Consider the following 22,671-nt stretch of genomic DNA (forward strand, 5'->3'; position numbering starts at 1 on the left):
GCCGGAGTTCCCGCCGGTCACCGGTTCGGGGCGCCCGGCAGCCCGGACCGGGTGGGGCGCCGGTCCGGGCTGCGGGTCGCGGGGGTGGTGCTCAGCGTCCCGCGGTCGCCTTCCCCGCCGCTTCCACGGCGGCGGAGACGCACTGGGCCGCGGCCGCACCTGCGGCGTCGGCCGCCTCGGCGGCGTTGTCGCCTGCCTTGTTCTCGGCCTTCTTTTGCTCCTGGGCCTGCTGTTTTTCTTCCGCGGCCATGCCCTGCTGCTGCGCGGCGGCCGCGGGATCGGCGGCCTCGGCGACGCAGTCCAGGATGGCCGCGCAGTCCTGCGCGTCGAGGACGATCTTGCCCGCGTCCTGCGCGCCGGCCATGCCGTTCTGCTCCGCCGCATCGCCCTGACCGGCGGCTTCCTGCTCGGCGGCCTTGTCCTTCTCGGCGGCAGCGTCACCCATGCCGTTCTGGTCGGCGGCCTTGTTCTTGCCCGCCTTGCCATTCTCCTCGGCGGCGCCGCCCATGCCGTTCTCGGCGGCTGCGCCGTTTTCCTCGGCCTTGCCGTTCTGGTTCGCCATGGCGTTCTCGTCCGCGGCACCGGCGGCCTGGGCAAGGCACTTCTGGACCACCTCGCAGGCCTGGACGGCAGCGGCATCCTGGCCGGCGGCGTTCTCGTCGGCGGCGTTCTGCCCGGCCTTGCCGTTCTCGGCCGCCGCGCCCTTCTTTCCCGCCATGCCGTTCTTGCCGGCCGCGCCCTTCTCGCCGGCCATACCGTTCTCGTCAGCGGCGCCGTTCCCGGCCGCGCCCTTCTCCTCGGCGGCATCGTTGCCGGCCGCGCCGTCCTCGGCCGCCATGCCGTTCTCGTCGGCCATGCCGTTCTCGTCGGCCATGCCGTTCTCGGCGTCGTTCCCGGCCGCCGCGTCGTTGCCGGCCATGCCCTTCTTCTGCGCCTTGCCGGCACCCGCTTCGCCCTGGCCGGCGGCCATGCCGTCCTGCTCGGCTTCCTTCCCGGCCTCGGCTTCCTGGCCGGCCCCGACGAGCGCCGCGCACTGGGTCGCCACCTCGTTCGCCGCCACCTGGCCGGCGCAGCCCGCCGCTTCGCGTTTCTGCTCTATCTGGTCGACCACCGCCTGGCGGTTGGCGATGCGGGCTTCCGACTGGGCGTCCGGGGCCGTGCGCTGGCTCGCGATGAACGTCAGGTTGTTCCGCAACGCCGTGTCCAGACCACCGCACTGCTGTTCCGTGGCCGCGTTGCTCGCCGGGCTGGTGAGCGCGATCGCCGCCGCCGTTGCGCCTGCCACGCCCACCAGTGCGGCGAGTCCGATCGTCGCGGGTTTGCGGTGTCGTCCTGTCGTGCGCACCTGGGGCATCAGCCCCTCCTTTCTGGTCGCCACCTCACCAGGGCACACGGACAAATCGGCGATGCGGTTCACCCGAAAGGAAAATTTCTCACATGTCCACTGTGGACGTCAGAGTTCCGCCAGCTGGGGCACCGTGGGCGCCATCCCCTCGATCCACGCCGCGGGCGAGCCCGTCGTCGGGGTGACGATCGCCGTCTGCACGCCGAGCTTCGCGTAGTCCGCCATCGCGCGGACGAAGTCGTCGCGGGTTTCCGGTTCCGGGCGCGGGTTGTTGGCCAGGACCGTCTTGCGGATCACGTCGTAGTCGCGGCCGAGGTCGTCGCAGTGGCGGCGCAGCACGTCCAGCTTGTGCGCCACGTCCGCGGGCGACGAAGCGAACAGGTTGCACGCGTCGCCGTACTGGGCGACCAGCCGCAGCGTCTTGCGCTCCCCGCCGCCGCCGATGAGCACCTTCGGCCGGTTGATCGGCTGGGGCGAGCACAGCGTCTCGGCCAGCTGGTAGTGCTTGCCCTCGAACGGGCCGTTGTCCGCCGGGTCCCACATCTGCCCGCAGACGCGCAGGGTCTCCTCCAGCCGCTCGAACCGCTCGGCGACCGGCGGGAACGGTACGCCCAGCCCCCGGTGCTCGCGCTCGAACCACGCGGCCCCGATGCCGAGGACGGCCCGGCCGCCGGAGAGGACGTCGAGGGTGGTGACGATCTTGGCGAGCAGGCCCGGGTGCCGGTAGGTGACGCCGGTGACGAGCAGGCCGAGGTCGATCCGGGACGTGTGCGCGGCGAGGAAGCCCAGGGTCGTGTAGCCCTCGAGCATGTTCGACTCGGCGGGCAGGCCGGTGGGCTCGATCTGGAAGAAGTGGTCCATGAAGGACAGCCAGGTCGCCCCCGCCTCCTCCGCCGCGGCGCCCACGCGCGCGAGCTCGCCGGCGATGGCGGGGGTGCCGCCGTCGATGTCGAAGATGGGCAGGTGGAAGCCGAGTTCCATGAAACAAGCTCCTGACGTGATGGGGTGTGCCGTCACGCTATGACCTGGAGCGCGCTCCAGGTCAAGCCGCGGGTCACCGCCCGCCGCGGGCGGCGGCGTCCGCCGGCGTGCCGGTGACCGCGGCCAGGAACCGCGCCACCTCGGCCGGATCACCGGTGCCCGTCGTCACCGCCACGCCCGCCGCGCGCAGGTGGTCCGCGAACTCGGCCGATTTCCGGCCGCCGGCGATCAGGAACGGCGGGGCGCCCGTGCCCGGGTACGTCAGCGGGCTCGCCTCGCGCAGCGTCGCCGGCGACCGGCCCAGCGCCATCAGCACCGTCGCGCGGGTGAGCGGGTCCAGGCCCGTGAGGCCGAAGTCGGCGGGGGCCTCGAGCGCGGCGACCGCGCGGACCTCGGCGTTGCCGGCCACCCCGAGCAGGGCCGCCAGCGTGCCGCCCGCGCCCGTGCCCACGGCCGTGATCCGGGCCGGGTCGATGTCCAGCTCCGCCGCGTTGGCCCGCAGGAACCGGACGGCGCACCGGGCGTCGTCCAGCGGTGCCGGCCAGCGGGCGGCGGGGGCGAGCCGGTAGTCGATCGAGGCGACGGCGAATCCGCGTGCGGTCAGCGCTTCGCGCAGCGGCACGAGCCGCGACCCCGCCAGCAGCGCGCCCGGCCCGGTCGGACGGCGGTTGCCGGCGACGAAGCCACCGCCGTGCAGGAACAGCGCCACCGGGGCGCCGCGGGCGGCCGGGCGGGTGAGGTCCATGGCGAGGGGAATCCCGCCGGGGCGGCAGTACTCGACGGTGCTTTCGTCGAGCAGCGTCGAGGCGGCCGGGCTGCTGATGCCGTCGCCGGCCGCGACCGTGCCCGCGGCGCCGGCCGCGATCACCAGCAGCAGCACCGGGAACAGCACGATCCACGCCGCCACCCGCCGCGGCGCCGACGGCCACGGATGCGCTCGCCGCCGTCGCACGACCAGGAAGCCGAGGACGGCCAGGCACTGCAGCCCGGCGGCGACGTAGTCGGTGAAGCCGACGACGGTGTCCGCGGGCTGCCAGGGGTCGAGCCGGGTCAGCAGCCCGAGCGGCCGGCTCGCGACCCACAGCGCGAGGCCGGCGGCCGCGGTGAGCGCCCCGGCGCGGGTCGTCTTGCGGGTCGGCCAGCCGAGCGCGATCACTGCGGCGGCGAACCCGATCGCGGCGACCAGGGCGAACAACATCGCGTAGAACTGCCAGACCCGCCAGAGCGCCGCCACCGAAGCGGCCGGGATCAAGGCGCCGCCCATGGCCGCGAAAACGGCCGTGACCAGCACCGGACCGCGGCGGAGCGGAGGCTCGGCGGGGTCGGGCGCGGCCGGCGGCGGCCGGCGTGTACCGGGATACCCGTCGACGACCCTCATGCCGCCAGTGTCACCCTGGTCGCGCGAACGCGCACCTGCCCGCGGCCAGGGTCTGTATCAAGTCCGGCATAGGACCGGGTCTCCCGGCCACCTGTCACTCAGCCACCTTCGGCTGGCCACAAACGCAAGGCTGGAGTCCGTCCATCAGGAGGTCCAGCAGGCGAGCCGCCATCGCTTGGTGCTCGGGCGAACCAGCCACGGTGAAGATGCCGATGAGCGCGGCGGCGATGTCTCCGGCGGGGACGTCGGCGCGGAGTTCGCCGCTCGCGCGGCCGGCCTCGAGGATGCCGTCGATGGCCGCGAGCAGCTCTGTCCGAGTGTCGGCGTGGGCGATCTCGCCCGACTCGACCATCGCGAGCAGCGTGTCGAGCATCCCGTTCTTGGTCGCGATCCAGTCCCCGAACAGGTTCATCCAGCGCCGCAGCGCCGCGGGTGGATCGAGCTGAGTGAGCAGCTCACGGGCGCCGGCGGTGAGCTTCGAGACCTGGTCCCGGTAGACCGCGTCGACCAGCGACTCGCGGGTGGGGAAGTGCCGATAGAGCGTGGCGATGCCCACCCCGGCCGCCTGGGCGATCGCGCGCATCGACGGCTCGTCCTCGGCCGACGCGAACATGCGGGTCGCCACGTCCAGCAGTTGCCGGCGGTTGCGGGTCGCGTCCGCCCGCGGTCCACGGCTCCTCGGGGCAACCAAAACGGATCGCGCTCCACTTATGCTAGGGTCGAAAACACTAACCGAAGCATAGTCCGTTTAGCGTGCGTCCCGAGCGGATCCAGGAGACAGGCGAGCATGAAAGAACCGAGCGTCACGTCGGCGGCCACGACCCGGGCGGTCCAGTTCGAGTCGTTCGGCGGTCCGGGGGCGTTGAGGATTCGCGAGGTGCCCGTGCCGCAGGCCGGCTCGGGACAGATCCGGGTGCGGGTCACCGCGGCCGGCCTGAACCCGATGGACTGGTTCATGACCTCCGACGCCGAGACCGCCGCACGATTCGGCTTGAGCCTGCCGTGCGGGTTCGGCACCGACTACGCCGGCGTCGTGGACCAGGTCGGTGCCGACGTCAGCGAATTCGCGCTCGGTGACCGCGTGTTCGGCGGCGCACTGTCCCGCGCGGTCGCGGACCACGTCGTGGTGGACGTGGCCGGGACCATCGCGGCGGGCGGCCAGGCGCACCGGACTCCCGCCGGGGTCGACGACCGCACTGCCGCCACCCTGGCCATCGCGGGCTGCACGGCCGCCGCAGCTCTCGCCGTGGTCGAACCGGGCCCGGGTGACACGGTGCTCATCGGCGGCGCGGGCGGCGGAGTAGGCGTCTTCGCCGTCCAGCTCGCGCGCCTCGCGGGCGCGCGAGTGATCGGGACGGGGTCGGCAACCTCGGCCGATGCCCTGTGCGCACTGGGGGCCGAGCCGGTCACCTACGGCGATGGTCTGGCCGACCGGGTCCGTGCGCTGGCGCCGGACGGCGTCACCGCGGTCATGGACCTGCACGGGACGGACACGGTGCGGGCGGGACGCGAACTGGGCGTACCCGACGAGCGCAGCACCACCATCGCCGGACTGGTCGACGGGATCACGCCGGCGAACGGCGCCAACGCGGCCCCGGGCGCCATCGAGGAGATCGCCGGCCTGGTCGCGGCCGGCCGGCTCCGGGTGCCGATCGCGGCGAGCTTCCCGGTCGAGCGGATCCGCGCCGCGGTCGAGCTTCAGGCGGGGCGTCACGTACACGGGAAGGTCGTCATCGACCTCTAGGCGGCGTAGCACTCGGCGAGCGCGCCGAAGGCCGCCTTCGGTTCCCACGGGACGTCCGGGTACGTCTCCCCCGCGCCTTCCGCCAGCACCTTCACCACACCCCAGCTCGCCATGTCCAGGTCGGTCCGGGGATCGGCCCGGTGCACCAGCCCGTAACACACGAACGTGCAGGCGAACGCCGCGTCGACGCCTTCCACCGTGAAGACCTCCACCAGTTCGCGCAGGTAGCGGGCCTGCTCCTCTTCGTCACGGACGTAGTCGCCCGTCAGCCGGACCGGGAGGCCGTCTTCGTACTCGACGATCTCGCCGCAGCGGGCACCCAGGTCCGCCGCGCCGCGGTAGGGCGTCACGCCGAACTCCGTGATCGCCACCGGTTTGCCGGCCGCGACCAGGCTCCGGACGCCCTCGCGGTACACGTGCTCGACCTCCTTCGAGCGGTGCGCGTCCACCGAGACGATGTCGAAGGGTGCCCAGTCGACGCGCTCCAGCGGAATCGCCGCGTACGTGACGCGGCCGCCGAACCGGGCCCGGACCACCGCCACCGCGCGGGCCAGGAACGCGTTGATCCGCTCCGGCAGGCCGGCCACGAGTTCCCGTGACGCCAGGAGGTTGTCCAGCCGCTCGGTGAGGCTGCCGCCGGGCAGGAAGCCCGCGCAGAACAGGCTCAGCTCCGCGCCGGTGACGAACACGATCTCGGCGCCCGCCGCGCGAAGGCGTTCAGCGCGCGAGGCCGCGTCGGCGAACAGGGCGAGGAGCTCCTCCGGGCCACGGTCGCACGGGAACGGCGAGAACCACACCTCCAGCCCGAGCGCGGCCGCCTCGCGGGCGGCGAACTCGATGCGGTCCAGGTCGGTGCCGATCAGCCGCACCGCCGTGCAGTGCAGGTCGTCGCGGATGATCGTCAGCTCGCGGCGCACCAGGTCCGGGTCGAACGGGCGGTTGACGTGCCCGCCGAGCTCGAACCCCGTGTCGTAGCCGATCCCCTTGGCTCGCATGTCTTCCTCCAGCAGATTTAAGGTACGGTCCGTACCGTACCGTATCTCGGCTAGGGTGGGACCATGGCGACACCGAAGACCCGGCGCCGGGGCACCGAACTGGAAGAGGCGATCCTGCGCGCGGCGGCGGCCGAACTGGCCGAAGCCGGCTACCCGGGCCTGACCATGGAACGCGTCGCCCAGCGCGCCGGCACCAACAAGAACGCGATCTACCGCCGCTGGCCGAACCGCGCCGCACTCGGCGTCGCCGCCTACCGCCACCTCGCCGAGGACACGCTCACGCCGCCCGCCACCGGCGATCTCCGCGGAGACGCCTTGACGCTGCTGCGGGCGATCAACTGCGGGCAGGCCTCACCCGCCGCGCGCGCCCTGCGCAGCCTCCTCACCGGCGTGGGCGACGAACCGGAGCTCCGCGAGCAGCTGCACGAGCAGGCCGCGGCCGGGGGCACCGAAGCCTGGCTCGCCCTCGTCGGCCAGGCGGTGGACCGCGGCGAGGCCCGGCCGGAAGCCCGGCATCCCCGCGTCGCCACCGTGGCTCTCGTGCTGCTGCGCAACGAATACCTCACGCACGGACTGACCACTGTGGACGATAGCGTCCTCGTCGAGATCGTCGACGAGGTCTTCCTGCCGCTGGTGCGCGCATGACGCCGCGGCTCGCTCGCCACGAGAAGCTCTCCGCGGCCCTGGCGGACGCCGATGACGACCTCCTGGCCCCGGCACGGCCGCTCGGCACCGGCATCGGCGGGTCGTCCTGGCTGCTGCGGGTGGCCGGCGAACCCGTCTTCGTCAAGCGGGTCCCGCTCACCGACGTCGAACTCGCGAACCCCCGCTCGACGGCCGACCTCTACGGGCTGCCGCCGTGGTCGCACTACGGCGTCGGTTCCGCGGGCGGTGGCGCCTGGCGCGAACTGGAGGCGCACCTCATGACGACCGCGTGGGTCGTCGGCGGCGAGTGCGGGAACTTCCCGCTCCTGCACCACTGGCGCACCCTGCCCGGCCTGCCCCGCCCGCGCGCCGGCATCGAGGCCGACGTGGCTTTCTGGCACGGCGACGCCGGCGTCCGGCGCAGGCTCGAAGCGCTTGCCGGCGCCACCACCGACCTCGTGCTGTTCCTCGAGTACTTGCCGCACAATCTCGCCGAGTGGCCGGGTGACGACCTGCCGCTCGAGGAAGACCTGCGGCACATCACCGGATTCCTCGCCGCGCGCGGTGTCCAGCACTTCGACGCGCACTTCGCCAACATCGTCACCGACGGCGAACGGCTCTACCTCACCGACTTCGGCCTGACGGTGGCCGCGGGATTCGACCTCTCGGCCGCCGAGGCGGCGTTCCTCGCCGAGCACGACGGCCACGACCGGGCCTACGTCCTGACCCACCTGGTCAACCGGCACGTCCGCGGCCTGCGGGAGTGGCCGGACGCCCGCACCCGCAACGACTTCGTCCGCGCGTGCGCCACCGGAGAGGTGCCGGGCACCACACCGCTGCTGCGCCGGTACGCGCCGCTCGCCGCCGTCGTCAACGACTTCTACTTCGCCCTCCACACCGAGAGCCGCAAAACGCCGTACCCACGGGACGCGATCGCCGAACTGCTGGCCCACCAGCCGTAAGGCTCTTGACCGCCGGACCGCGCCGACCTAGAGTCAGCGTACCCCGACTCATGTTAACGTTAACATGCGCCGGTCCCCGACGTGCCCCGAAGGAACCGACAACGATGAAGTTGTTCTCCCCGCGCCGTTTCGGCGTCGTGCTGGCCGTCGCGGCCGCACTCGTCCCCCTCGGCGGTGCCGGCGCCGGTGCGGCGCCGTCCGCCGACACCGGCACCGCGCTCCGCGCCGCCGCGAGCACGCTGTCCGTCCCCGACATCGACGACGTCCGCGGCAATCTCACGCTGCCGGCGAGCGGCCCGGACGGCACGAGTGTCGCCTGGACGTCGTCCGCGCCGTCGGTGATCACCCCGACCGGTGAGGTCACCCGCCCGGCGACCGGCGCGTCGCCCGCGAAGGTCGTCCTGACCGCGAAGCTGAGCCTCGGCCGCGAGAGCACCACGCGGCGGTTCACCGCCACCGTGGTCCCCAAGCCCGTCCAGGAACCCCTGGCCGGCTACAGCTTCTTCTACTTCACCGGCGAAGGCACCTCCAACGGCGAGCAGATCTACTCGGCGCTCAGCAAGGGCAACGACCCGCTGAACTGGACCGAGCTCAACAACGGCCAGCCGGTGCTCAAGTCGAGCCTCGGCGAAATGGGCGTGCGCGACCCGTTCATCCTGCGCTCCCCCGACGGCGACAAGTTCTACCTGCTGGCCACCGACCTGCGGATCTACGACGGCCGCGGCTGGGACGCCGCCCAGCGCACCGGCAGCCGGTCGATCATGGTCTGGGAGTCGACGGACCTGGCCCACTGGTCGCGCCAGCGCAGCGTCCAGGTGTCCCCGCCGACCGCGGGCAACACGTGGGCCCCGGAGGCCTTCTGGGACGCCAAGCGCGGCACGTACGTCGTCTACTGGGCCTCGAAGCTCTACGCGGAGAACGACCCGAACCACCTCGGCGACAGCTACAACCGGATGATGTACGCGACCACGCGCGACTTCCACACCTTCAGCGCGCCGCAGGTCTGGATCGACCCGGGCTACTCGGTGATCGACTCGACGGTGATCAAGAACCAGGACACCTACTACCGGTTCACCAAGGACGAGCGCAACAACACGTCGACGACGCCGTGCAGCAAGTTCATCACCGAGGAGAAGGCCACCGACCTGCTCGACCCGCGCTACGCGTTCGTCGCCGACTGCATCGGCAAGGCCACGGCGACCAGCCCGGGCCTGTCCGCGGGCGAGGGGCCGACCGGGTTCAAGTCCAACACCGAGAACAAGTGGTACCTGTTCATCGACGAGTTCGGCGGCCGCGGGTACGTCCCGTTCGAGACCACCGACCTGAACTCGGGCAAGTGGACGATGTCGACCGGCGCGCACCTGCCCGCGTCGCCGCGGCACGGCACCGTCCTGCCGGTCACCCAGGCCGAGATGAACCGGCTGAGCGCGCCCCCGGCGCCGGTGAAGGCCGACGCGAACGGCCTCGTCGCACACTGGCCGCTCGACGCGAAGTCGGGCACGGTCGCGGCCGACACCACCGGGCACGGCTACGACGGCGCCCTGGCCGGTGACGTCTCCTGGGCCGGCGGCGCGCTGGCCTTCGGCGGTAAGAACGGGCACGTCCAGCTGCCGAACAACCTGCTCACCGGCGCCACCGCGGCCACCGTGTCGGCCGACGTCCTGGTCGATCCGAACCAGCAGACACCCTACTTCCTGTGGGGCCTGGGCAACACCGCGAAGGACGGCACCGGAAACGGCTACCTGTTCACCACCGGCGGCACCGCGAGCGGCGGGTTCCGCGGCGCCATCGCGACCGGCAACTGGACCACCGAACAGGCGGCCGGCGCGGGCGGGCTGCCGCGCGGGGTGTGGAAGAACGTGACGCTCACGGTCGGCAACGGCGTCGAGGTGCTCTACCTGGACGGCGTCGAGGTCGCCCGCAACTCGAACGCCACGATCAAGCCGTCGGACCTCGGCGGCGGCGTCACGGCGGCGAACTACCTCGGCCGCTCGGTGTACGCGAGCGACAAGACCTTGACCGGCAAGATGAAGGACGTGCGGCTCTACAACCGGGCGCTGTCCGGGCTCGAGGTCGCCACGCTGCCGTCGAACAGCACCGCGATCCGGTCGGTGGAACTCGGCTCGCTCAAGACGCCTGCGGTCATCGACTCGGCCGCCGGCACGGTCGTGCTGCCGGTCAAGCCGGGCACCGACCTGCGCCGGCTCGCGCCGAAGTTCGCCCTGGCGCCGGGCGCGACCATCAAGCCGGACAACGGGAAGACCGTCAACCTCAGCTCGCCGAAGCAGTTCACCGTGACCGGCGCGGGCGGTGACCGTCGCGTGTGGACGGTCGAGGCGCACGAGACGCGCAGCCCGGTGCTGCCCGGCTACACCGCCGACCCGAACATCGTCGCGTTCGGCGACACGTACTACCTCTACCCGACCACCGACGGCTTCGACGGCTGGAGCGGGACGAAGTTCTCGGCGTGGTCGTCGAAGAACCTCGTCGACTGGAAGGACGAGGGCGTCATCCTCGACCTGGGCAAGGACGTCGGCTGGGCCGACAAGAACGCCTGGGCGCCGACGATCGCCAAGAAGAACGGGAAGTACTACTTCTATTTCTGCGCCGAGGCCAAGATCGGCGTCGCGGTGAGCGACTCCCCGACCGGCCCGTTCGTCGACTCGGGCAAGCCGCTGATCGCGAAGAACCCCGACGGCGGACAGGCGATCGACCCGGCGGTGTTCCTCGACCGCTCCGGGCAGCCGTACCTGTACTGGGGCAACGGCAACGCCTATGTCGTCCCGCTCAACGCGGACATGGTGTCCTACGACAGTGCGAAGATCACCCGGATCAACGGCCTCGACGGCTTCCGCGAGGGGCTGTTCATGGTGGAGCGGAAGGGCACGTACTACCTCAGCTGGTCGATCGACGACACCCGCAGCGAGGACTACCGCGTCGGCTACGCCACGGCACCGAGCCCGGCCGGGCCGTTCACCAACCGCGGCCTGATCCTGAGCAAGGACGCCCGCCTGGGCGTGCTCGGCACCGGGCACAGCTCGATGCTGCAGGTCCCGGGAACCGACGACTGGTACCTCGCGTACCACCGCTTCGGCATCCCGGGCGGCGACGGCACGCACCGCGAGACGACGATCGACAAGCTGACGTTCCGCCGCGACGGCACGATCGCCCCGGTCGTCCCGACGCTGGAAAGCGTGCGGCCGCAGCGGATCCCGTGGCACTGCGGACGGGTCCACGCGCTCTGAGGCATCACTCGAAGCGGTGAGACAGAGATCACGAACGGCGGGCGTTTGCCCCGGTGAGGCCGGGGTAAACGTCCGCCGTTCGGGTTGTGTCAGCTGCTTTCCGCCCCAGGAGTCGTTTGATGACCAGCGTCCTGACCGACGGCGTTCCCCGGCCTCGCCGCCGTCCGGTCGCCCGCGACGCGCTCGCCGAGCTCGCCCGCCTGGCGGCCTTGGCGGAGCTCGCCCGGAACTCGTCGCCCTCGCTCATGCACCAGGCGGTCCTCGCCGGCACCAGCCCGGCACGGGTGGCCGCCGCCGCGAAGCTGGACGTCGCCGAAGCCCACGTCCGCTGGCACGCCTGGGCGGACTCCGCGGTGAGCCTGGAGGAGTACCTCCACGTGCACGCCGCGTTCGCCGCGGCCGTCATCGCCCGCCACGAGGCCGTGGAGGAGGAACTGTGCCCGTGACCACCGAAGAAACGACCCTCGCCGACCTCGCCGCGCTCGGCGACGCCGCCACCGAGCTGCTGGCGGAGCTCACCGAACAGCTGGCGACGGCGGCGGCACGACGCTGACGCCGGCTGTCAGGGCCGCTGCCCCGCCTCGTCGACGTAGGTCTTCACCGTCACCGCGCTCTCCGGCGTGCCGAGGAACTGGTAGGTGGTGGCGTCGAAGACGATCACGACCGGCTTCGCCTTCGGTGACGAGCCGGGCGGCACCGGCCACGTGATCCCGACGCCCGGCCGGCCGGCGCCGTCGGTGACGTGGTCCACGGCCGTCAGGCCCGGCACCTTCGCCGCCGCTTGGAACAGCGCCGCGTAGGACGCGGGCTGGAGGACCTGCTCGTAGGCGAGGCCGTAGACGTCCTTGCCCAGGGAGTTGACGTCGCCCTTCCGGTCGCCGGCCTCGGCGTAGAGGTAGGCCAGCATCGCGTCGGCCGTCGTCGGCAGGTCCGTCCGGTAGACCGGCCGGGGAACGCAGTCCTCGAGCATCCCTTCCTTGCGCGGGTCGTTCGTGCCGTACATCGGCGCCTTGCCGTCGCGGCAGCCGCCGACCTTGCTGTCGCCGATCAGGCCGTCGCGAGTGCCGTCGACCGAGTACCAGACCTCACGGGTGTGGTGGTCCGGGTACTCCGTCTTCACGTACAGGAACTGGTCCGGACGCGGCGGCTTGACGGGCTCCTTCAGCGCGGTGTTCGCCGCTTCGGTCAGCACCTTGACCGGGTCGGCGTGCGCCACGCCCGCCCCGACGCCGACCTGGTCGGCGGGGGCCAGCGCGACGACGGCGGTGATGGCCGCGGCCAGGCCGGCCGAGGCGCCGGCGATCCAGAACCAGCGGCGCGGCCGGTGCCGCCGCTCGCCGCGGGCGGCGGCCAGCAGCCGCTCGCGGGCCGGGGCGAGGTGCTCCGCCGGCGCGAAGCCGACGGTTTCCGCGCGGTCGCGGATCAGGTCGAGTTCATCCATGACCCGAGGTCTCCTTCACGAGGTCGAAGGCGCCGAGCTCGGCGCGGACGCGGCCGCGGGCGCGGCTGAGGCGGGATTTGACGGTGCCGACGGGAATGCCGAGTGCTTCGGCGACTTCCTGGTAGGCCAGGCCTTCCGCGGCGACGAGCAGCAGGACGTCCCGTTCGCGGGGCCGCAGGGCGGCGAGGGCCCGGTCGAGCCGTTTGCCGAGGGCCTGGGCGCTGACCTGGTCGGCGACCCGGTCGGCGTGCCCTTCCTCGGCGGGCGGCGGTCCGACGGCCAGCCGGAGCTTCAGCTCGCGCACCTCCGTTCGCCGCTGCCGCGAAACGAGGTTCGTGGCGATGCCGTAGAGCCACGGCCGGGCGTCGGACCGGTCCGGGTCGAACTTCGCGCGCTTGTCGAAGGCGATCAGGAACGTGTCCGCGAGGACGTCGTCGGCGGTCGCCGGGCCGAGGCGCCGGGCCAGGTAGCGGTGGATGTGCCGCGAGTGGCGGTCGAAGATGACCGCGAACAGGCTCGGCTCGTGCCGCGACCGCGCGATCACGCTCGCGTCGTCGTCGGAATCGGGGTCTTCCGGGGTCATCGCCCGCCTTTCGGTCCAGCCGGTGTCGTGGGCTGTTCCCCGGCGGCGTGGAACGGGTTCCGGAAAGATCGGGAATCGGCGGCGAAAGTGGCGCAGGTCACTCAGGGGCAGGCGGCGGAGCTTCCCCCGACCGGGTCGCCGACGGCGAGCATGCGGCGGTTCGCCTCGCCGAGGCCGTCGGCCAGCGCGCGCAGCTGGTCCGGCGTGAGGACGTCGATCAGCAGCTCGCGGACGAGCGCCACGTGCCCGGGCGCGGCCCGTTCCAGCAGGGCCATGCCCTCGTCGGTGAGCACGGCGTAGACGGCACGGGGATCGCTTTCGCACGCGCGGCGGCGCACCAGGCCGGCTCGCTCCAGCTGGCCGATCTGGTAGGTCAGCCCGCTCTTGGAGTTCGAGACCGCGCAGGCCAGCTCGGCCATCCGCAGCTCGTGGTCCGGGGCGCCGCTGAGCCGCGCGAGGATCACGTACTGCAGGTGGGAGATTCCGGAGTCCTGCTTGAGCTGCTGGTCGAGCCTGCGGTTGAGCAGCTCGTAGGTGCCGAGGAACGCGTTCCACGCGCGCTTCTCCTCGGCGTTCAGCCACCGCGGACGACCCATGTCACAACCGTACCCGTTGTTCAAATTCGAACTCAAGGGGTAGGGTTGGCGGCAGGTTCAAATTTGAACGAGAGTGGAGCCGCCATGATCCCCGTCGCCACCGTCCGCACCCGGGTGCGGGTCCCGCTGCGCTTCGCCGACGGCTACTCGGCTTCGGCCGAGGTCGTCACCTTCGACGGCTTGACGGACGGCGGCGAGCACCTCGCCCTCGTGTTCGGCACCCCGGTCCGGCCGCTGGTGCGGATGCATTCGGAGTGCCTGACCGGCGACGTGTTCGGCTCCGCCCGCTGCGACTGCGGGCCGCAGCTGCGGGAGGCCGTGGAGCGCATCGACGGCGCCGGCGGTGTGCTGCTCTACCTGCGCCAGGAGGGCCGGGGCATCGGCCTCTACGCCAAGCTGGACGCCTACGCCCTGCAGGACGCCGGGCTCGACACCTACCAGGCGAACACCGCGCTGGGCCTGCCCGAGGACGCCCGCGACTACACCGCGGCGGCCCAGATGCTCGCCGCGCTCGGCATCGCCGAGGTGGACCTGCTCACCAACAACCCGGACAAGGTCCGCCAGCTGCGCGACCGGGGCGTGACGGTCGCCGGCACGGTGCCCACCGGCGTGCACGCGACGCCGGACAACCTGCGGTACCTCGACGCCAAGGTCCGGCACACCGACCACACCCTGGCGCTGCCCGAACTGGCCGGGTGACGCCGGGTGCCCGCGTGCGGCTGACCGGCGCGAACGCACCGGCCGCCCGGTCTTCGCAACCATTCCGGGCTCCCACCCGTGCATTAGAGGTGTGAGGACCTCTTCGGATCGACGACGGCAGTTCCGGGCACGAGCGGTGGCGGTCGCGGTGCTGGCCGGGGGCGGCCTCGCCTTCGCCCACGCCGCGACCGGGGCAACCGTCGCCGGTCCCATCCTCGCCGCGGCGGCCGGCGGGCACAGCCTGCCCGACACCGCGGCCCCTGCCCCGGCGCCGGCCCCGGAGCCCACGTTCACCCGGCCGGCGCCGAACCCCGTCCTGCCGTTCAACGCGAAGCTGACGTCCGACGACATCCCCGTCCCGGGCGGCGGGGTGCGCAGCGGCGCCTGCAGCGGCGCGCTGATCGCGCCGCAGTGGGTCATCTCCGCCGGGCACTGCTTCCACGACCTGAAGGACGCCCGGATCGGCGGGCGGCCGCCGTACACGATGACCGTGACCGTCGGGCGGCTGAAGGACTCCGATCCCGGCGGGTACACGACCGAGGTCGTCGACGTCCGGCAGTCGCCGGTGAACGACCTGGCGGTGGCGAAGCTCGCCACCCCGATCACCGACATCGTCCCGATCGCACTGGCCACGACCCGGCCGACGGTCGGGAAACAGCTCCAGTTCGCCGGCTGGGGCTCCCTTTCCGCGACCGTGCTCGGCCCGTCCGATCACCTCAAACGCGGGAAGTTCACGGTGTCGCGCATCAACCGGGCGACGCTGGAGGCGCAGCCGGTCGGCACGCGCACGGTGGAGAACGGGCCGTGCCCGGAGGACTCCGGCGGCCCGTTCTTCGTCTCCGACGACGACCGCACCGCGACCCTGGTGGCCATCGTCAACACCGGGCCGCCGTGCCCGCAGCCCGGTCCCGAGACGATCGCGCGGGTGGACGTCGTGGCGGACTGGATCCGCGCGCAGACCGGCTGAGTCACCGCGGCCGCAGGGCGGCCGGCTCCAGCGAGAGCACGCCGTGCAGGCGCGTCCAGAAGGACAGCGCGCGGTGCAGGACCGCGGCCGGCGCGGGGTGGTCGCCCGCCCACTCGCGGTGGGTCTCGAGGTGCGCGTCGAACGGCGTCGGCGGCTCCTCCCCCGCCTCCTCGGCGCAGGCTTCGAGCACCGCGGCCATGACCTCGGACGAGATCGCGGTGGCGTCGCCGGGCGCGTGGTAGCCGGGCACGCCCGCCCCGGGGCTTTCGCTGGACCGGGCCGGCGATCGGCGACGGGCTGCGCATCGACCGCGGCGTGCTCGTGCGCACCGAAGAGAGCTGGACGGGCGAGCAGATCGAGGCCGACCCCGCCACCGCCCTCCGCTACCTGGCCGCCGCCGAAGCGCGCTGAACACGTCGAGGAGAAGATGATGACTGTCGCCGCCCCGCATCCGCACCGAGCCTCGAAGGCCGTGCTCTTCGGTTCCCTGCGTCGGCGGCGACACCGCCGCCGTCAGCCGGCGTGCCCGATGACGAATGCCGTCAGGAAGCCGGCGGTGGCGAGCAGGCCGGTATAGAGCTCGGTGCGCTCGAACGCCTCGGGGATCATCGTGTCGGCGATCATCGCGAGGATCGCTCCCGCGGCCACCGCCGTGATCGCGGCGACGGTCGCGGGGGACGCGGTCCGCAGCAGCAGGTTGCCGAGGAGGGCCGCGACCCCGCTGGCCAGGGCGATGCCGCTCCACACGCCGAAGACGTACCGCGCACCGCGTCCGGCGGCCTTCATGCCGGCGGCGCTGGACAGGCCTTCGGGGACGTTCGAGATGAACACGGCCGCGAGCACGGTGACGCCGACCCCACCGCCGCCGAGCAGGGACACGCCGAGCACCACCGACTCCGGAACCCCGTCCAGCAGCGCGCCGACGGCGATGGCCGCCCCGCTGCCCGCGGTGTCCTGTTCGGACGGTTGCTGCCCGCCGGAACGCTTGCGGTGCCGGGCACCCCGGCGGGCGAGGAGCACGTTGATCACGACGTAGACCACGGCACCGCCGAGGAAACCGGCGGCGGTCGGCCACAGCCCGCCGGACCGCTGCGCCTCGTCGACGAGGTCGAAGGCGAGCGCGGAGATGAGCACCCCGGCCCCGAAGGCCATGATCCCGGCGACCACCCGCCGCGACACCCGCACCCACCACGCGACGGCGGCGCCGAGCACCAGCGCCACCCCGCCGACGAGGCCCCAGAGCCCCGCTTCTGCCCATTGCGGCACGGGCGTGCCCCCTTCCGCGGCCGGAAATCATCCCGGCTACGGGTTACCCGGCGTCGTCACCGGAAACACCCGGTGAGTAAACGCCGCCCGGCCGGGTACGCCGCCACGGAAGGAGGAGTCGCACGTGCAAGTGAACTGGGGCACCGCGGGTGAGCCCGGCTGGCAAGTGCTGGACGTCGGCAGAGGGGGCGCCGCGGGGTTGGCCGCCGCACGCCGATGGGCCGCGGCCAGGCTGGCTTCGCTCACCGAAGCGGACCGGGTCGACGTCGTGATCGTGGTCGGGGAGCTGCTGGAGAACGCCTACGTCCACGCGACCGGGCCGCACGAGCTGCGGATCCACCTCGCGCGCGACCCGTGCGAGGTGACGGTGGCGGTGGCCGACACCGGCACGGGCGAACCGCGCCTGCGGGTGCCGGGCCGCTCGGGCGGCCGCGGCCTGCAGCTCGTCGACGAGCTCGCCCTCGCCTGGGGCGTGAGCCACCACGACGACGGCAAGGTCGTCTGGGCCCGGCTGGCCTGCACGGACCAGGCGAGGGCCTAGCGGCCGTTCCAGTGGATGACGTCCGGGAACTCGACGAACTTCCGCAGGTGCTGCTGCTCGGTACGGCCCTGGATGGGAAGCTTGAAGACCGAGCCGTCCGGCCAGGTCAGCGTGCTCTTGCGGAAGCTGAGCTCCGGCGCCTGCGGCTTGCGTGCTTCCCAGACGATCCGCGGCGGCGGCGCGGCGGCCGGATCGGTGCTCGTCGCCCCGGTGTCCACCACCGCCAGGCACGACGGCGAGCACGCCAGCCACGCGCCCTTCACGGACCCGAGCCGGTCGACCAGGTCGAGCGCCATCGCGTTCTCCGGGCCCGTGACGCCGATCGTCCGCCGGAACGGCAGCCCCGGCCGCTCGCCGTGAGCCAGGGCGAAGACGCCGAACACCACCGCGCCGATCCCGCGCAGGATGTTCCAGAAGAACCGCCGGACGAGCCGCTTCCCCCGGACGGTGCCGTCCTCGCGGCGGCCGGGCACGTCGTAGCCCACGTCGGTGTCGCCGAGGTGCAGCACGATGACCGGCTCGCGCCACCGGTCCCGCAGCAGCGCCTCGACGCCTTCGCGGAACCCCGGCCGGACCTTGGTCTCCTCGGCCCAGCGCTCGATGCGCTCGCTCAAATGTCCAGGTCCTTGCGGGTCTCCTCCGGGCTGCGGTCCCCGCCGATCTCGCTCTTGTCGAACCACGGTTCGTCCCCCTCCGGCGTCACCGCTTCCTTGCCCTCGGCGAACGCGCCCTTGCCCGCCCCGATGCCGGCCTTGACGCCCGCGCCGGCGAGGAACGGTTTCACGCCGGCGTCGGTGCCGAACATCGTGGTGAGCACCCGGTTGCTCGGCTGGAAGCCCTGCGCCGCCGCGCCGAAGCCGAACTTCGTCTCGCCGGGCATCACGCCGACACGCAGCTTGCGGGCGAACACCTCCATCTTCCCGGAGTACTTGACCAGGAACTCCATGAACTTGTCGAGCAGCTTGCCGAACTTGCCGAGGTAGCGCGTCACCTTCTGCAGCACGCTGGCCGCCTTGGCGATCGACGCGGTCATCGCCGCGGCGACCGAGCCGCCGAAGCTGATCACCGACGCGGCCAGCGCGGGCAGCCACAGGGTGATCAGCCAGGACACCAGCTCGGTGATGATCCCCTTGATCACCTCTTCGATGACCACCATGACCATCGACCACATCTGCAGCACCTCGGCCACCGAGCCGGCGGCCGAGCCGATGCCGCGGATGCCGGAGGAGAAGTCGCCGAGCGCTTCCTTCGCCGCGTTGCCCGCCTCGTCGACCCACTCGGCCAGCGCGGTGTCGCCGGTGCGCTCGAAGTCGTCGGCGAGCGCGACGAAGCCCTGCGCGATCGTGACGAAGTTCTGCGAGGCGTGGCCGATGGCCGGGCCGTCGCCGGTGACCTGGTGCAGCGCGTCCTGCAGCGGCTGGACCAGTTCGAGCAGCATGTTGAGGCCGTGGCTGACCAGCCAGCCGATCGGGTCCATGGCGAAGGTGACCATGTCGGCCGCGGCGGCACCGACGAACGCCGCGCCGTCGCCGACCAGCGCGGCCCCCGCGGACGCCAGCTCGGCCGGGCTGTCCGCCTCGGCCGCCTGCTGGGAGTGCTCGGCGATCTTCTTGCCGGACTTGTAGATCGTGCCGGCCACCGGCACGAACCCGGCCGCGCGGTCGAGGTTCGCGCTCATGCTCTCGTCGTAGGCCCCGACGTCGAGCGCGTCGGCGATGCTCTTCTTCGGCTCGGTCATTCGCCCTGCCCGATCGCGTCGATCTGCGCCTCGTGCCGACCGAAGGCGATCTTCCCGGCGTCTTCCATCCCCTGGTACATCTCCGCGGCCTTGGTCAGCTTGGTGGTGAACCCGTCCACGCCGTCCTTGAGGTCGGTGAGCAGCGAGCGCAGTTCGGTCAGCCGGTCGGTGTAGCCCTGCTTGGCGAAGAGCCCGACGAGCCCCCACGCTTCGTTCGTCACGTCGGCGGCGTCGATCTTGGCGCCGAACTTGTCGGCTTCCTGCTCGTAGAACGGCAGCTGCTTGGCGTAGGCGGAGATCGCGCCGATGTTCGTCTGAATTCCGTCTGGCATCGCGGTTTCCCTAGGATCGGCGGAGGATGGGGCCCTGGTCGAAGTCGTCGTCGTCCGCTCGGGGATCTGCCCGGCGGGCGGGCCGCGACGGCTGCCGCGGCTGTGCCTCCGACGCGGGCTCGGCCGCCGCGGTTCCGAACGCTTCCGCCTGGGCTTCGCGCACCTGCGCCGAGACGTCGACGCCGAACGCGTCGCCGAAGGTCTCGTCCACGATGCCGGCCTGCTGCTGCGCGGCCCCGGCCGCCGCCCGGCGGATGGTGTCCATGATCGTCGCGGCCAGCTGCCCGGCCTCGACGCGGGTGGCCCCGGCGGTGAGCCGCAGGTCGGTGATGGTCCCGCCGGCGCCCGCGGTGACGGTCACGGTCCCGTCCGGCGACGTGACGGTGGTCTCCAGCCGGGCGATCCGCTCCTGCATGTCGCCGACGCCGGCGAAGCGGGCCTCGGCCTGCCGCACCTTGCTCTGGAAGTTCTGGAACTGGGCGATCAGCTCGTCCATCTGGGCGGACATCGTGTCTCCCTCTGCGCGGTTCGGGGCCCTGTGTCCGCATCATGACAGATCGCTTCCGCCGCCGATCGCGTTTCGCCGGATCGGGGTGCTCAGCCGTCGGCGAGCTCCACGGTCACGGTGCAGACGTCACCCACGTCGAGACCTTCGGCCTTGCGGACGGCCCGTTTGACCGGCAGCACGTAGGTGCCGCGCTTCCCGTCCGGGAAGATCGAGGTCTGCCAGCGGGTGGCGCCGATGGCCACGCGGACGCGCACGGAACCGAAGCCGCGCCGCGGCTCGGCGTGGCGCTCGCGGATGTCTTCCGACACGTCCGCGGGCAGGCTGACGAAGGTCCAGCTCTCGGTGCGCCGGGCGTCCCACTCCCACAGCTCGGCGTCGAAGACGATGTCCACGGCCGCAGTGTCACACGCGGCACCGACATTTTGGGCCGTCAACCCACCGGAGAGGCCGGACGACCGCCCCGGCTAGGCTCTTCGTCGGCGAAAACGACCACTTTCGCCGAGGCAAGCGCACCACGACGCGGGGAGAACACCCACATGCTGGACCGAGCGGTCATCGACGCCCTCTTCCCTGCCGACCTGCCCGAACCCGAGCACTGGGAGCAGCAGTACCCCGCCCGCGACCTGCCCGAAGGCGCGCTGGTCACCCGCCTCGGCCCGTCGCCCACCGGGTTTGTGCACCTCGGCGGCATCTACGTCGCCACCATCGACCAGGACGTCGCCCGGCGCTCCGGCGGCCGCTACCTCGTGCGCGTCGAGGACACCGACCAGTCCCGCGAGGTCGAGGGCGCCCTCGAGCAGTTCGAGCGCGGCTTCTCCTACTTCGGCCTCGCCGCCGACGAAGACGTCCACCGCGGCGGGGACTACGGCCCCTACCAGCAGTCCGCCCGCGAGCGCGTCTACCTCACCTACGTCCGCGATCTGCTCCGCCAGGACAAGGCCTACCTCGACTTCGCGACGAAGGAGGAACTGGCCGCCATCACCCAGCGGCAGCAGGCCACCAAGCTGCCCACCGGCTACTACGGCAGCTGGGCGATCTGGCGCGACGCCGACCCGGCCGACGTCCAGGCCAAGCTCGACGCGGGCGCCCCGTACGTCGTGCGCTTCCGCGCCCCGGACGACACCGGCGCGCGCGCCCGGTTCACCGACGCCATCCGCGGGCCCCTGGAAGCCGAGGCCAACCGCAACGACGTCGTCATCCTCAAGAGCTCCGACCAGAGCCCGCGGCTGCCGACCTACCACTTCGCGCACGCCGTCGACGACCACCTCATGCGGGTCAACCTGGTGATCCGCGGCGACGAGTGGATCTCGTCGGTGCCGGTGCACCAGCAGCTGTTCGCCGCGCTCGGCTTCGAGCCGATCACCTACGCGCACATCGCGCCGCTGATGAAGCAGGAGGGCGGCAGCAAGCGCAAGCTGTCCAAGCGCAAGGACCCGGAAGCGTCCGTCGACTTCTACATCGAGGCCGGCTACCCGGCCGAGGCCGTCCTGTACTACCTGCGCGGCCTCGCCAACGGCCGGCTCGCGGAACTGCCGCTGGAGCAGGCGCTGACCGAGCCGATCAACCTCGACGAGTGCGGCGTCGCCGGCCCGCTGGTGGACCTGGTCAAGCTCGACGACATCGCCGCCGACCACATCGCGACCCTGCCGGGCGCGGCGATCCTCGAGGCCGTCCGCACGTGGGCCGAGCGGTTCGACCCCGAGTTGCGCCGGGTCCTCGACGAGGAGCCGGACCTGGCCCTGCGCGCGCTGGCCGTCGAGCGCGAGGGGGCCGAGAACCCGCGCAAGGACCTCAAGAAGTGGAGCGAGTTCCGCGCGGTCTACGGCTTCTTCTTCCCGCAGCTGCACGCGGCCGTCACCGGGCCCGAAGACGAGCGCATCGCCGCCCTCGGCGTCGACCCCGCGGTCGTCCAGGCGGTGGCACGGGACTTCGCGGCGGACTACCGCCAGCTCGAAGACGGCCAGGAGTGGTTCGACCAGATCCGCGCGGTCGCGGCCAAGCACGGCTTCGCCCGCAACGCCAAGGAGTTCAAGAAGAACCCCGAGGGCTTCCCCGGCTCGATCCGCGAGGCCTCGCAGATCATCCGCATCGCCCTCACCGGGTCGACGCGCAGCCCCGACCTGCACGCGATCACCCAGGCACTGGGCCAGGAGGAAGTCCTCGGCCGGATCGCCACGCTGACGAAGTAACGGACGGCGGCGGGCTCACCCGCCGGAGCCCGCCGCCATCCTCGAACGGGTGAAAGGCGAGCGCACGAGGCTCGCCTGCCGGGCCCGGGCGCCGCAGCCGCCCTCAGCCGCCGGCACCCTCGTCATCCTCGAACGGGCGAAAACCGAACCGCACCACGCTCGGCGCCCGGGCACCGCTGTCGGCCACCGCGGTGACCAGGCCGGCCGCGTCCTCGCGGTCCAGCCGGGCCAGCAGGCGGGCCAGCGCTTCCGGCGCCCCCACCGGCTCGCCCGGCGTCTGGATCAGCGTGCGGTGGAGAATTCCGACGTCCCAGCCGTCCGCGCTGCCGCTGCCCGCCGCCGTCCGGATCGTCGCGTCGAGCAGCCAGCGCGGTGGTTTCCCGGTCAGCGCCGGGGTCGCGTGCGCCGTCAGGCCGACCACCTGGTCGGCGCGGAGCAGGCCGTCACTGAGCGTTGCGAGCCACACCTTGGTCAACCCCATGGCTCCACGGATAACAGCCGGGCCGCGGCGCCGCA

At 72.4% G+C, this 22,671-nt stretch carries 24 protein-coding genes and 1 pseudogene; 9 read left to right on the forward strand and 16 right to left on the reverse strand.

The features are described from left to right. Nucleotides 1-91 precede the first annotated feature (91 nt). The 4 genes from I4Q55_RS04545 to I4Q55_RS04560 all read right to left on the reverse strand — a co-directional run bounded on the left by I4Q55_RS04545 (nt 92) and on the right by I4Q55_RS04560 (nt 4,395). Nucleotides 92-1,354, reverse strand: coding sequence for a hypothetical protein (locus I4Q55_RS04545; RefSeq protein WP_206784732.1), 1,263 nt, complete (start codon nt 1,352-1,354; stop codon nt 92-94). 99 nt (nt 1,355-1,453) lie between these two features. After that, complete coding sequence (locus I4Q55_RS04550; protein ID WP_206784733.1) at nt 1,454-2,326, reverse strand: LLM class F420-dependent oxidoreductase; 873 nt, start codon at nt 2,324-2,326, stop codon at nt 1,454-1,456. A 73-nt stretch (nt 2,327-2,399) separates the two neighbouring features. Continuing rightward, nucleotides 2,400-3,704 carry an alpha/beta hydrolase gene (locus I4Q55_RS04555; RefSeq protein ID WP_206784734.1) on the reverse strand — a complete coding sequence of 435 codons (1,305 nt, stop codon included), beginning with the start codon at nt 3,702-3,704 and terminating at the stop codon, nt 2,400-2,402. 94 nt (nt 3,705-3,798) lie between these two features. Further along, nucleotides 3,799-4,395 carry a TetR/AcrR family transcriptional regulator gene (locus I4Q55_RS04560; RefSeq protein WP_206784735.1) on the reverse strand — a complete coding sequence of 199 codons (597 nt, stop codon included), beginning with the start codon at nt 4,393-4,395 and terminating at the stop codon, nt 3,799-3,801. A 96-nt stretch (nt 4,396-4,491) separates the two neighbouring features. Here I4Q55_RS04560 and I4Q55_RS04565 point away from each other — a divergent pair, with 96 nt between their 5' ends. After that, entirely contained in the window at nt 4,492-5,448 is a 957-nt protein-coding gene (locus tag I4Q55_RS04565; RefSeq protein WP_206784736.1) for an NADP-dependent oxidoreductase, read from the forward strand. On the opposite strand, the gene I4Q55_RS04570 is transcribed toward I4Q55_RS04565, so the two are convergent. Continuing rightward, nucleotides 5,445-6,443 carry a hypothetical protein gene (locus I4Q55_RS04570; protein WP_206784737.1) on the reverse strand — a complete coding sequence of 333 codons (999 nt, stop codon included), beginning with the start codon at nt 6,441-6,443 and terminating at the stop codon, nt 5,445-5,447. The two genes, I4Q55_RS04565 and I4Q55_RS04570, sit on opposite strands and share 4 nt — an antisense overlap. 63 nt (nt 6,444-6,506) lie before the next feature. On the opposite strand from I4Q55_RS04570, the gene I4Q55_RS04575 reads away from it, so the two are divergent. The 4 genes from I4Q55_RS04575 (at nt 6,507) to I4Q55_RS04590 (ending at nt 11,741) form a co-directional block, all read left to right on the forward strand. Beyond that, the gene (locus I4Q55_RS04575) at nt 6,507-7,088 is read left to right on the forward strand and encodes a TetR/AcrR family transcriptional regulator (RefSeq protein WP_206784738.1); all 582 of its coding nucleotides are present in this window, start codon (nt 6,507-6,509) and stop codon (nt 7,086-7,088) included. Beyond that, nucleotides 7,085-8,050, forward strand: a complete 966-nt coding sequence (locus tag I4Q55_RS04580) for a hypothetical protein (protein WP_206784739.1) — start codon at nt 7,085-7,087, stop codon at nt 8,048-8,050. The genes I4Q55_RS04575 and I4Q55_RS04580 overlap by 4 nt, the downstream gene beginning before the upstream one ends. 104 nt (nt 8,051-8,154) lie before the next feature. Further along, entirely contained in the window at nt 8,155-11,295 is a 3,141-nt protein-coding gene (locus I4Q55_RS04585) for a family 43 glycosylhydrolase (protein WP_206784740.1), read from the forward strand. A 119-nt stretch (nt 11,296-11,414) separates the two neighbouring features. After that, nucleotides 11,415-11,741: a hypothetical protein gene (locus I4Q55_RS04590; RefSeq protein ID WP_206784741.1), complete on the forward strand. Its 327-nt coding sequence runs from the start codon at nt 11,415-11,417 to the stop codon at nt 11,739-11,741. A gap of 116 nt (nt 11,742-11,857) precedes the next feature. Here the strand turns inward: I4Q55_RS04590 and I4Q55_RS04595 are convergent, their stop codons facing one another. From I4Q55_RS04595 to I4Q55_RS04605, 3 genes are all read right to left on the reverse strand, one after another. Beyond that, on the reverse strand, nt 11,858-12,736 hold the full coding sequence (locus I4Q55_RS04595; protein ID WP_206784742.1) for a CU044_5270 family protein: 879 nt from the start codon (nt 12,734-12,736) through the stop codon (nt 11,858-11,860). Next, nucleotides 12,729-13,319 carry an RNA polymerase sigma factor gene (locus tag I4Q55_RS04600; RefSeq protein WP_206784743.1) on the reverse strand — a complete coding sequence of 197 codons (591 nt, stop codon included), beginning with the start codon at nt 13,317-13,319 and terminating at the stop codon, nt 12,729-12,731. The genes I4Q55_RS04595 and I4Q55_RS04600 overlap by 8 nt, the downstream gene beginning before the upstream one ends. A gap of 101 nt (nt 13,320-13,420) precedes the next feature. After that, nucleotides 13,421-13,915, reverse strand: a complete 495-nt coding sequence (locus I4Q55_RS04605; RefSeq protein ID WP_206784744.1) for a MarR family winged helix-turn-helix transcriptional regulator — start codon at nt 13,913-13,915, stop codon at nt 13,421-13,423. Between the two features lie 84 nt (nt 13,916-13,999). Between I4Q55_RS04605 and ribA the strand changes: the two genes are divergently transcribed. Together ribA and I4Q55_RS04615 are read left to right on the forward strand one after the other, a co-directional pair. After that, nucleotides 14,000-14,614 (forward strand): GTP cyclohydrolase II, encoded by a 615-nt coding sequence (gene ribA, locus I4Q55_RS04610; protein ID WP_206784745.1) that lies wholly within the window; start codon nt 14,000-14,002, stop codon nt 14,612-14,614. Between the two features lie 91 nt (nt 14,615-14,705). Then, nucleotides 14,706-15,581, forward strand: a complete 876-nt coding sequence (locus I4Q55_RS04615) for a trypsin-like serine protease (RefSeq protein ID WP_307793109.1) — start codon at nt 14,706-14,708, stop codon at nt 15,579-15,581. Nucleotides 15,582-15,600: 19 nt separating this feature from the next. Here the strand turns inward: I4Q55_RS04615 and I4Q55_RS04620 are convergent. Beyond that, nucleotides 15,601-15,840 (reverse strand): annotated as a pseudogene (locus tag I4Q55_RS04620) (TetR-like C-terminal domain-containing protein); the annotation flags it as partial. A 254-nt stretch (nt 15,841-16,094) separates the two neighbouring features. After that, the gene (locus tag I4Q55_RS04625; protein ID WP_206784746.1) at nt 16,095-16,847 is read right to left on the reverse strand and encodes a ZIP family metal transporter; all 753 of its coding nucleotides are present in this window, start codon (nt 16,845-16,847) and stop codon (nt 16,095-16,097) included. 124 nt (nt 16,848-16,971) lie between these two features. Between I4Q55_RS04625 and I4Q55_RS04630 the strand changes: the two genes are divergently transcribed. Then, complete coding sequence (locus I4Q55_RS04630; protein ID WP_307793110.1) at nt 16,972-17,388, forward strand: ATP-binding protein; 417 nt, start codon at nt 16,972-16,974, stop codon at nt 17,386-17,388. Here I4Q55_RS04630 and I4Q55_RS04635 read toward each other — a convergent pair. The 5 genes from I4Q55_RS04635 to I4Q55_RS04655 all read right to left on the reverse strand — a co-directional run bounded on the left by I4Q55_RS04635 (nt 17,385) and on the right by I4Q55_RS04655 (nt 20,358). Continuing rightward, on the reverse strand, nt 17,385-18,002 hold the full coding sequence (locus I4Q55_RS04635) for a hypothetical protein (protein ID WP_206784747.1): 618 nt from the start codon (nt 18,000-18,002) through the stop codon (nt 17,385-17,387). The two genes, I4Q55_RS04630 and I4Q55_RS04635, sit on opposite strands and share 4 nt — an antisense overlap. Beyond that, a complete protein-coding gene (locus I4Q55_RS04640; RefSeq protein ID WP_206784748.1) occupies nt 17,999-19,126 on the reverse strand; it encodes a hypothetical protein in 1,128 nt (375 codons plus the stop codon). The genes I4Q55_RS04635 and I4Q55_RS04640 overlap by 4 nt, the downstream gene beginning before the upstream one ends. Continuing rightward, the gene (locus tag I4Q55_RS04645; protein WP_206784749.1) at nt 19,123-19,458 is read right to left on the reverse strand and encodes a hypothetical protein; all 336 of its coding nucleotides are present in this window, start codon (nt 19,456-19,458) and stop codon (nt 19,123-19,125) included. The genes I4Q55_RS04640 and I4Q55_RS04645 overlap by 4 nt, the downstream gene beginning before the upstream one ends. A 10-nt stretch (nt 19,459-19,468) precedes the next feature. After that, a complete protein-coding gene (locus tag I4Q55_RS04650; protein WP_206784750.1) occupies nt 19,469-19,966 on the reverse strand; it encodes a YbaB/EbfC family nucleoid-associated protein in 498 nt (165 codons plus the stop codon). An 89-nt stretch (nt 19,967-20,055) separates the two neighbouring features. Continuing rightward, complete coding sequence (locus I4Q55_RS04655) at nt 20,056-20,358, reverse strand: DUF1905 domain-containing protein (protein WP_206784751.1); 303 nt, start codon at nt 20,356-20,358, stop codon at nt 20,056-20,058. A 144-nt stretch (nt 20,359-20,502) separates the two neighbouring features. On the opposite strand from I4Q55_RS04655, the gene I4Q55_RS04660 reads away from it, so the two are divergent. Further along, nucleotides 20,503-22,155 (forward strand): glutamate--tRNA ligase, encoded by a 1,653-nt coding sequence (locus tag I4Q55_RS04660; protein WP_206784752.1) that lies wholly within the window; start codon nt 20,503-20,505, stop codon nt 22,153-22,155. Nucleotides 22,156-22,258: 103 nt separating this feature from the next. Here the strand turns inward: I4Q55_RS04660 and I4Q55_RS04665 are convergent, their stop codons facing one another. Further along, nucleotides 22,259-22,636: a hypothetical protein gene (locus I4Q55_RS04665; RefSeq protein WP_206784753.1), complete on the reverse strand. Its 378-nt coding sequence runs from the start codon at nt 22,634-22,636 to the stop codon at nt 22,259-22,261. Nucleotides 22,637-22,671: the final 35 nt, after the last annotated feature.

The sequence above is a fragment of the Amycolatopsis sp. MtRt-6 genome (assembly GCF_017308975.1).
Classification (GTDB): domain Bacteria; phylum Actinomycetota; class Actinomycetes; order Mycobacteriales; family Pseudonocardiaceae; genus Amycolatopsis.

Coding starts and splice junctions, on each gene's coding strand:
- I4Q55_RS04590 (WP_206784741.1), top strand. CDS start 11,415: ATGACCAGCGTCCTGACCGACGGCGTTCCCCGGCCTCGCCGCCGTCCG.
- I4Q55_RS04550 (WP_206784733.1), bottom strand. CDS start 2,326: ATGGAACTCGGCTTCCACCTGCCCATCTTCGACATCGACGGCGGCACC.
- I4Q55_RS04665 (WP_206784753.1), bottom strand. CDS start 22,636: ATGGGGTTGACCAAGGTGTGGCTCGCAACGCTCAGTGACGGCCTGCTC.
- I4Q55_RS04580 (WP_206784739.1), top strand. CDS start 7,085: ATGACGCCGCGGCTCGCTCGCCACGAGAAGCTCTCCGCGGCCCTGGCG.
- I4Q55_RS04600 (WP_206784743.1), bottom strand. CDS start 13,319: ATGACCCCGGAAGACCCCGATTCCGACGACGACGCGAGCGTGATCGCG.
- I4Q55_RS04650 (WP_206784750.1), bottom strand. CDS start 19,966: ATGTCCGCCCAGATGGACGAGCTGATCGCCCAGTTCCAGAACTTCCAG.
- I4Q55_RS04585 (WP_206784740.1), top strand. CDS start 8,155: ATGAAGTTGTTCTCCCCGCGCCGTTTCGGCGTCGTGCTGGCCGTCGCG.
- I4Q55_RS04555 (WP_206784734.1), bottom strand. CDS start 3,704: ATGAGGGTCGTCGACGGGTATCCCGGTACACGCCGGCCGCCGCCGGCC.
- I4Q55_RS04570 (WP_206784737.1), bottom strand. CDS start 6,443: ATGCGAGCCAAGGGGATCGGCTACGACACGGGGTTCGAGCTCGGCGGG.
- I4Q55_RS04645 (WP_206784749.1), bottom strand. CDS start 19,458: ATGCCAGACGGAATTCAGACGAACATCGGCGCGATCTCCGCCTACGCC.
- I4Q55_RS04545 (WP_206784732.1), bottom strand. CDS start 1,354: ATGCCCCAGGTGCGCACGACAGGACGACACCGCAAACCCGCGACGATC.
- ribA (WP_206784745.1), top strand. CDS start 14,000: ATGATCCCCGTCGCCACCGTCCGCACCCGGGTGCGGGTCCCGCTGCGC.
- I4Q55_RS04660 (WP_206784752.1), top strand. CDS start 20,503: ATGCTGGACCGAGCGGTCATCGACGCCCTCTTCCCTGCCGACCTGCCC.
- I4Q55_RS04575 (WP_206784738.1), top strand. CDS start 6,507: ATGGCGACACCGAAGACCCGGCGCCGGGGCACCGAACTGGAAGAGGCG.
- I4Q55_RS04565 (WP_206784736.1), top strand. CDS start 4,492: ATGAAAGAACCGAGCGTCACGTCGGCGGCCACGACCCGGGCGGTCCAG.
- I4Q55_RS04595 (WP_206784742.1), bottom strand. CDS start 12,736: ATGGATGAACTCGACCTGATCCGCGACCGCGCGGAAACCGTCGGCTTC.
- I4Q55_RS04605 (WP_206784744.1), bottom strand. CDS start 13,915: ATGGGTCGTCCGCGGTGGCTGAACGCCGAGGAGAAGCGCGCGTGGAAC.
- I4Q55_RS04640 (WP_206784748.1), bottom strand. CDS start 19,126: ATGACCGAGCCGAAGAAGAGCATCGCCGACGCGCTCGACGTCGGGGCC.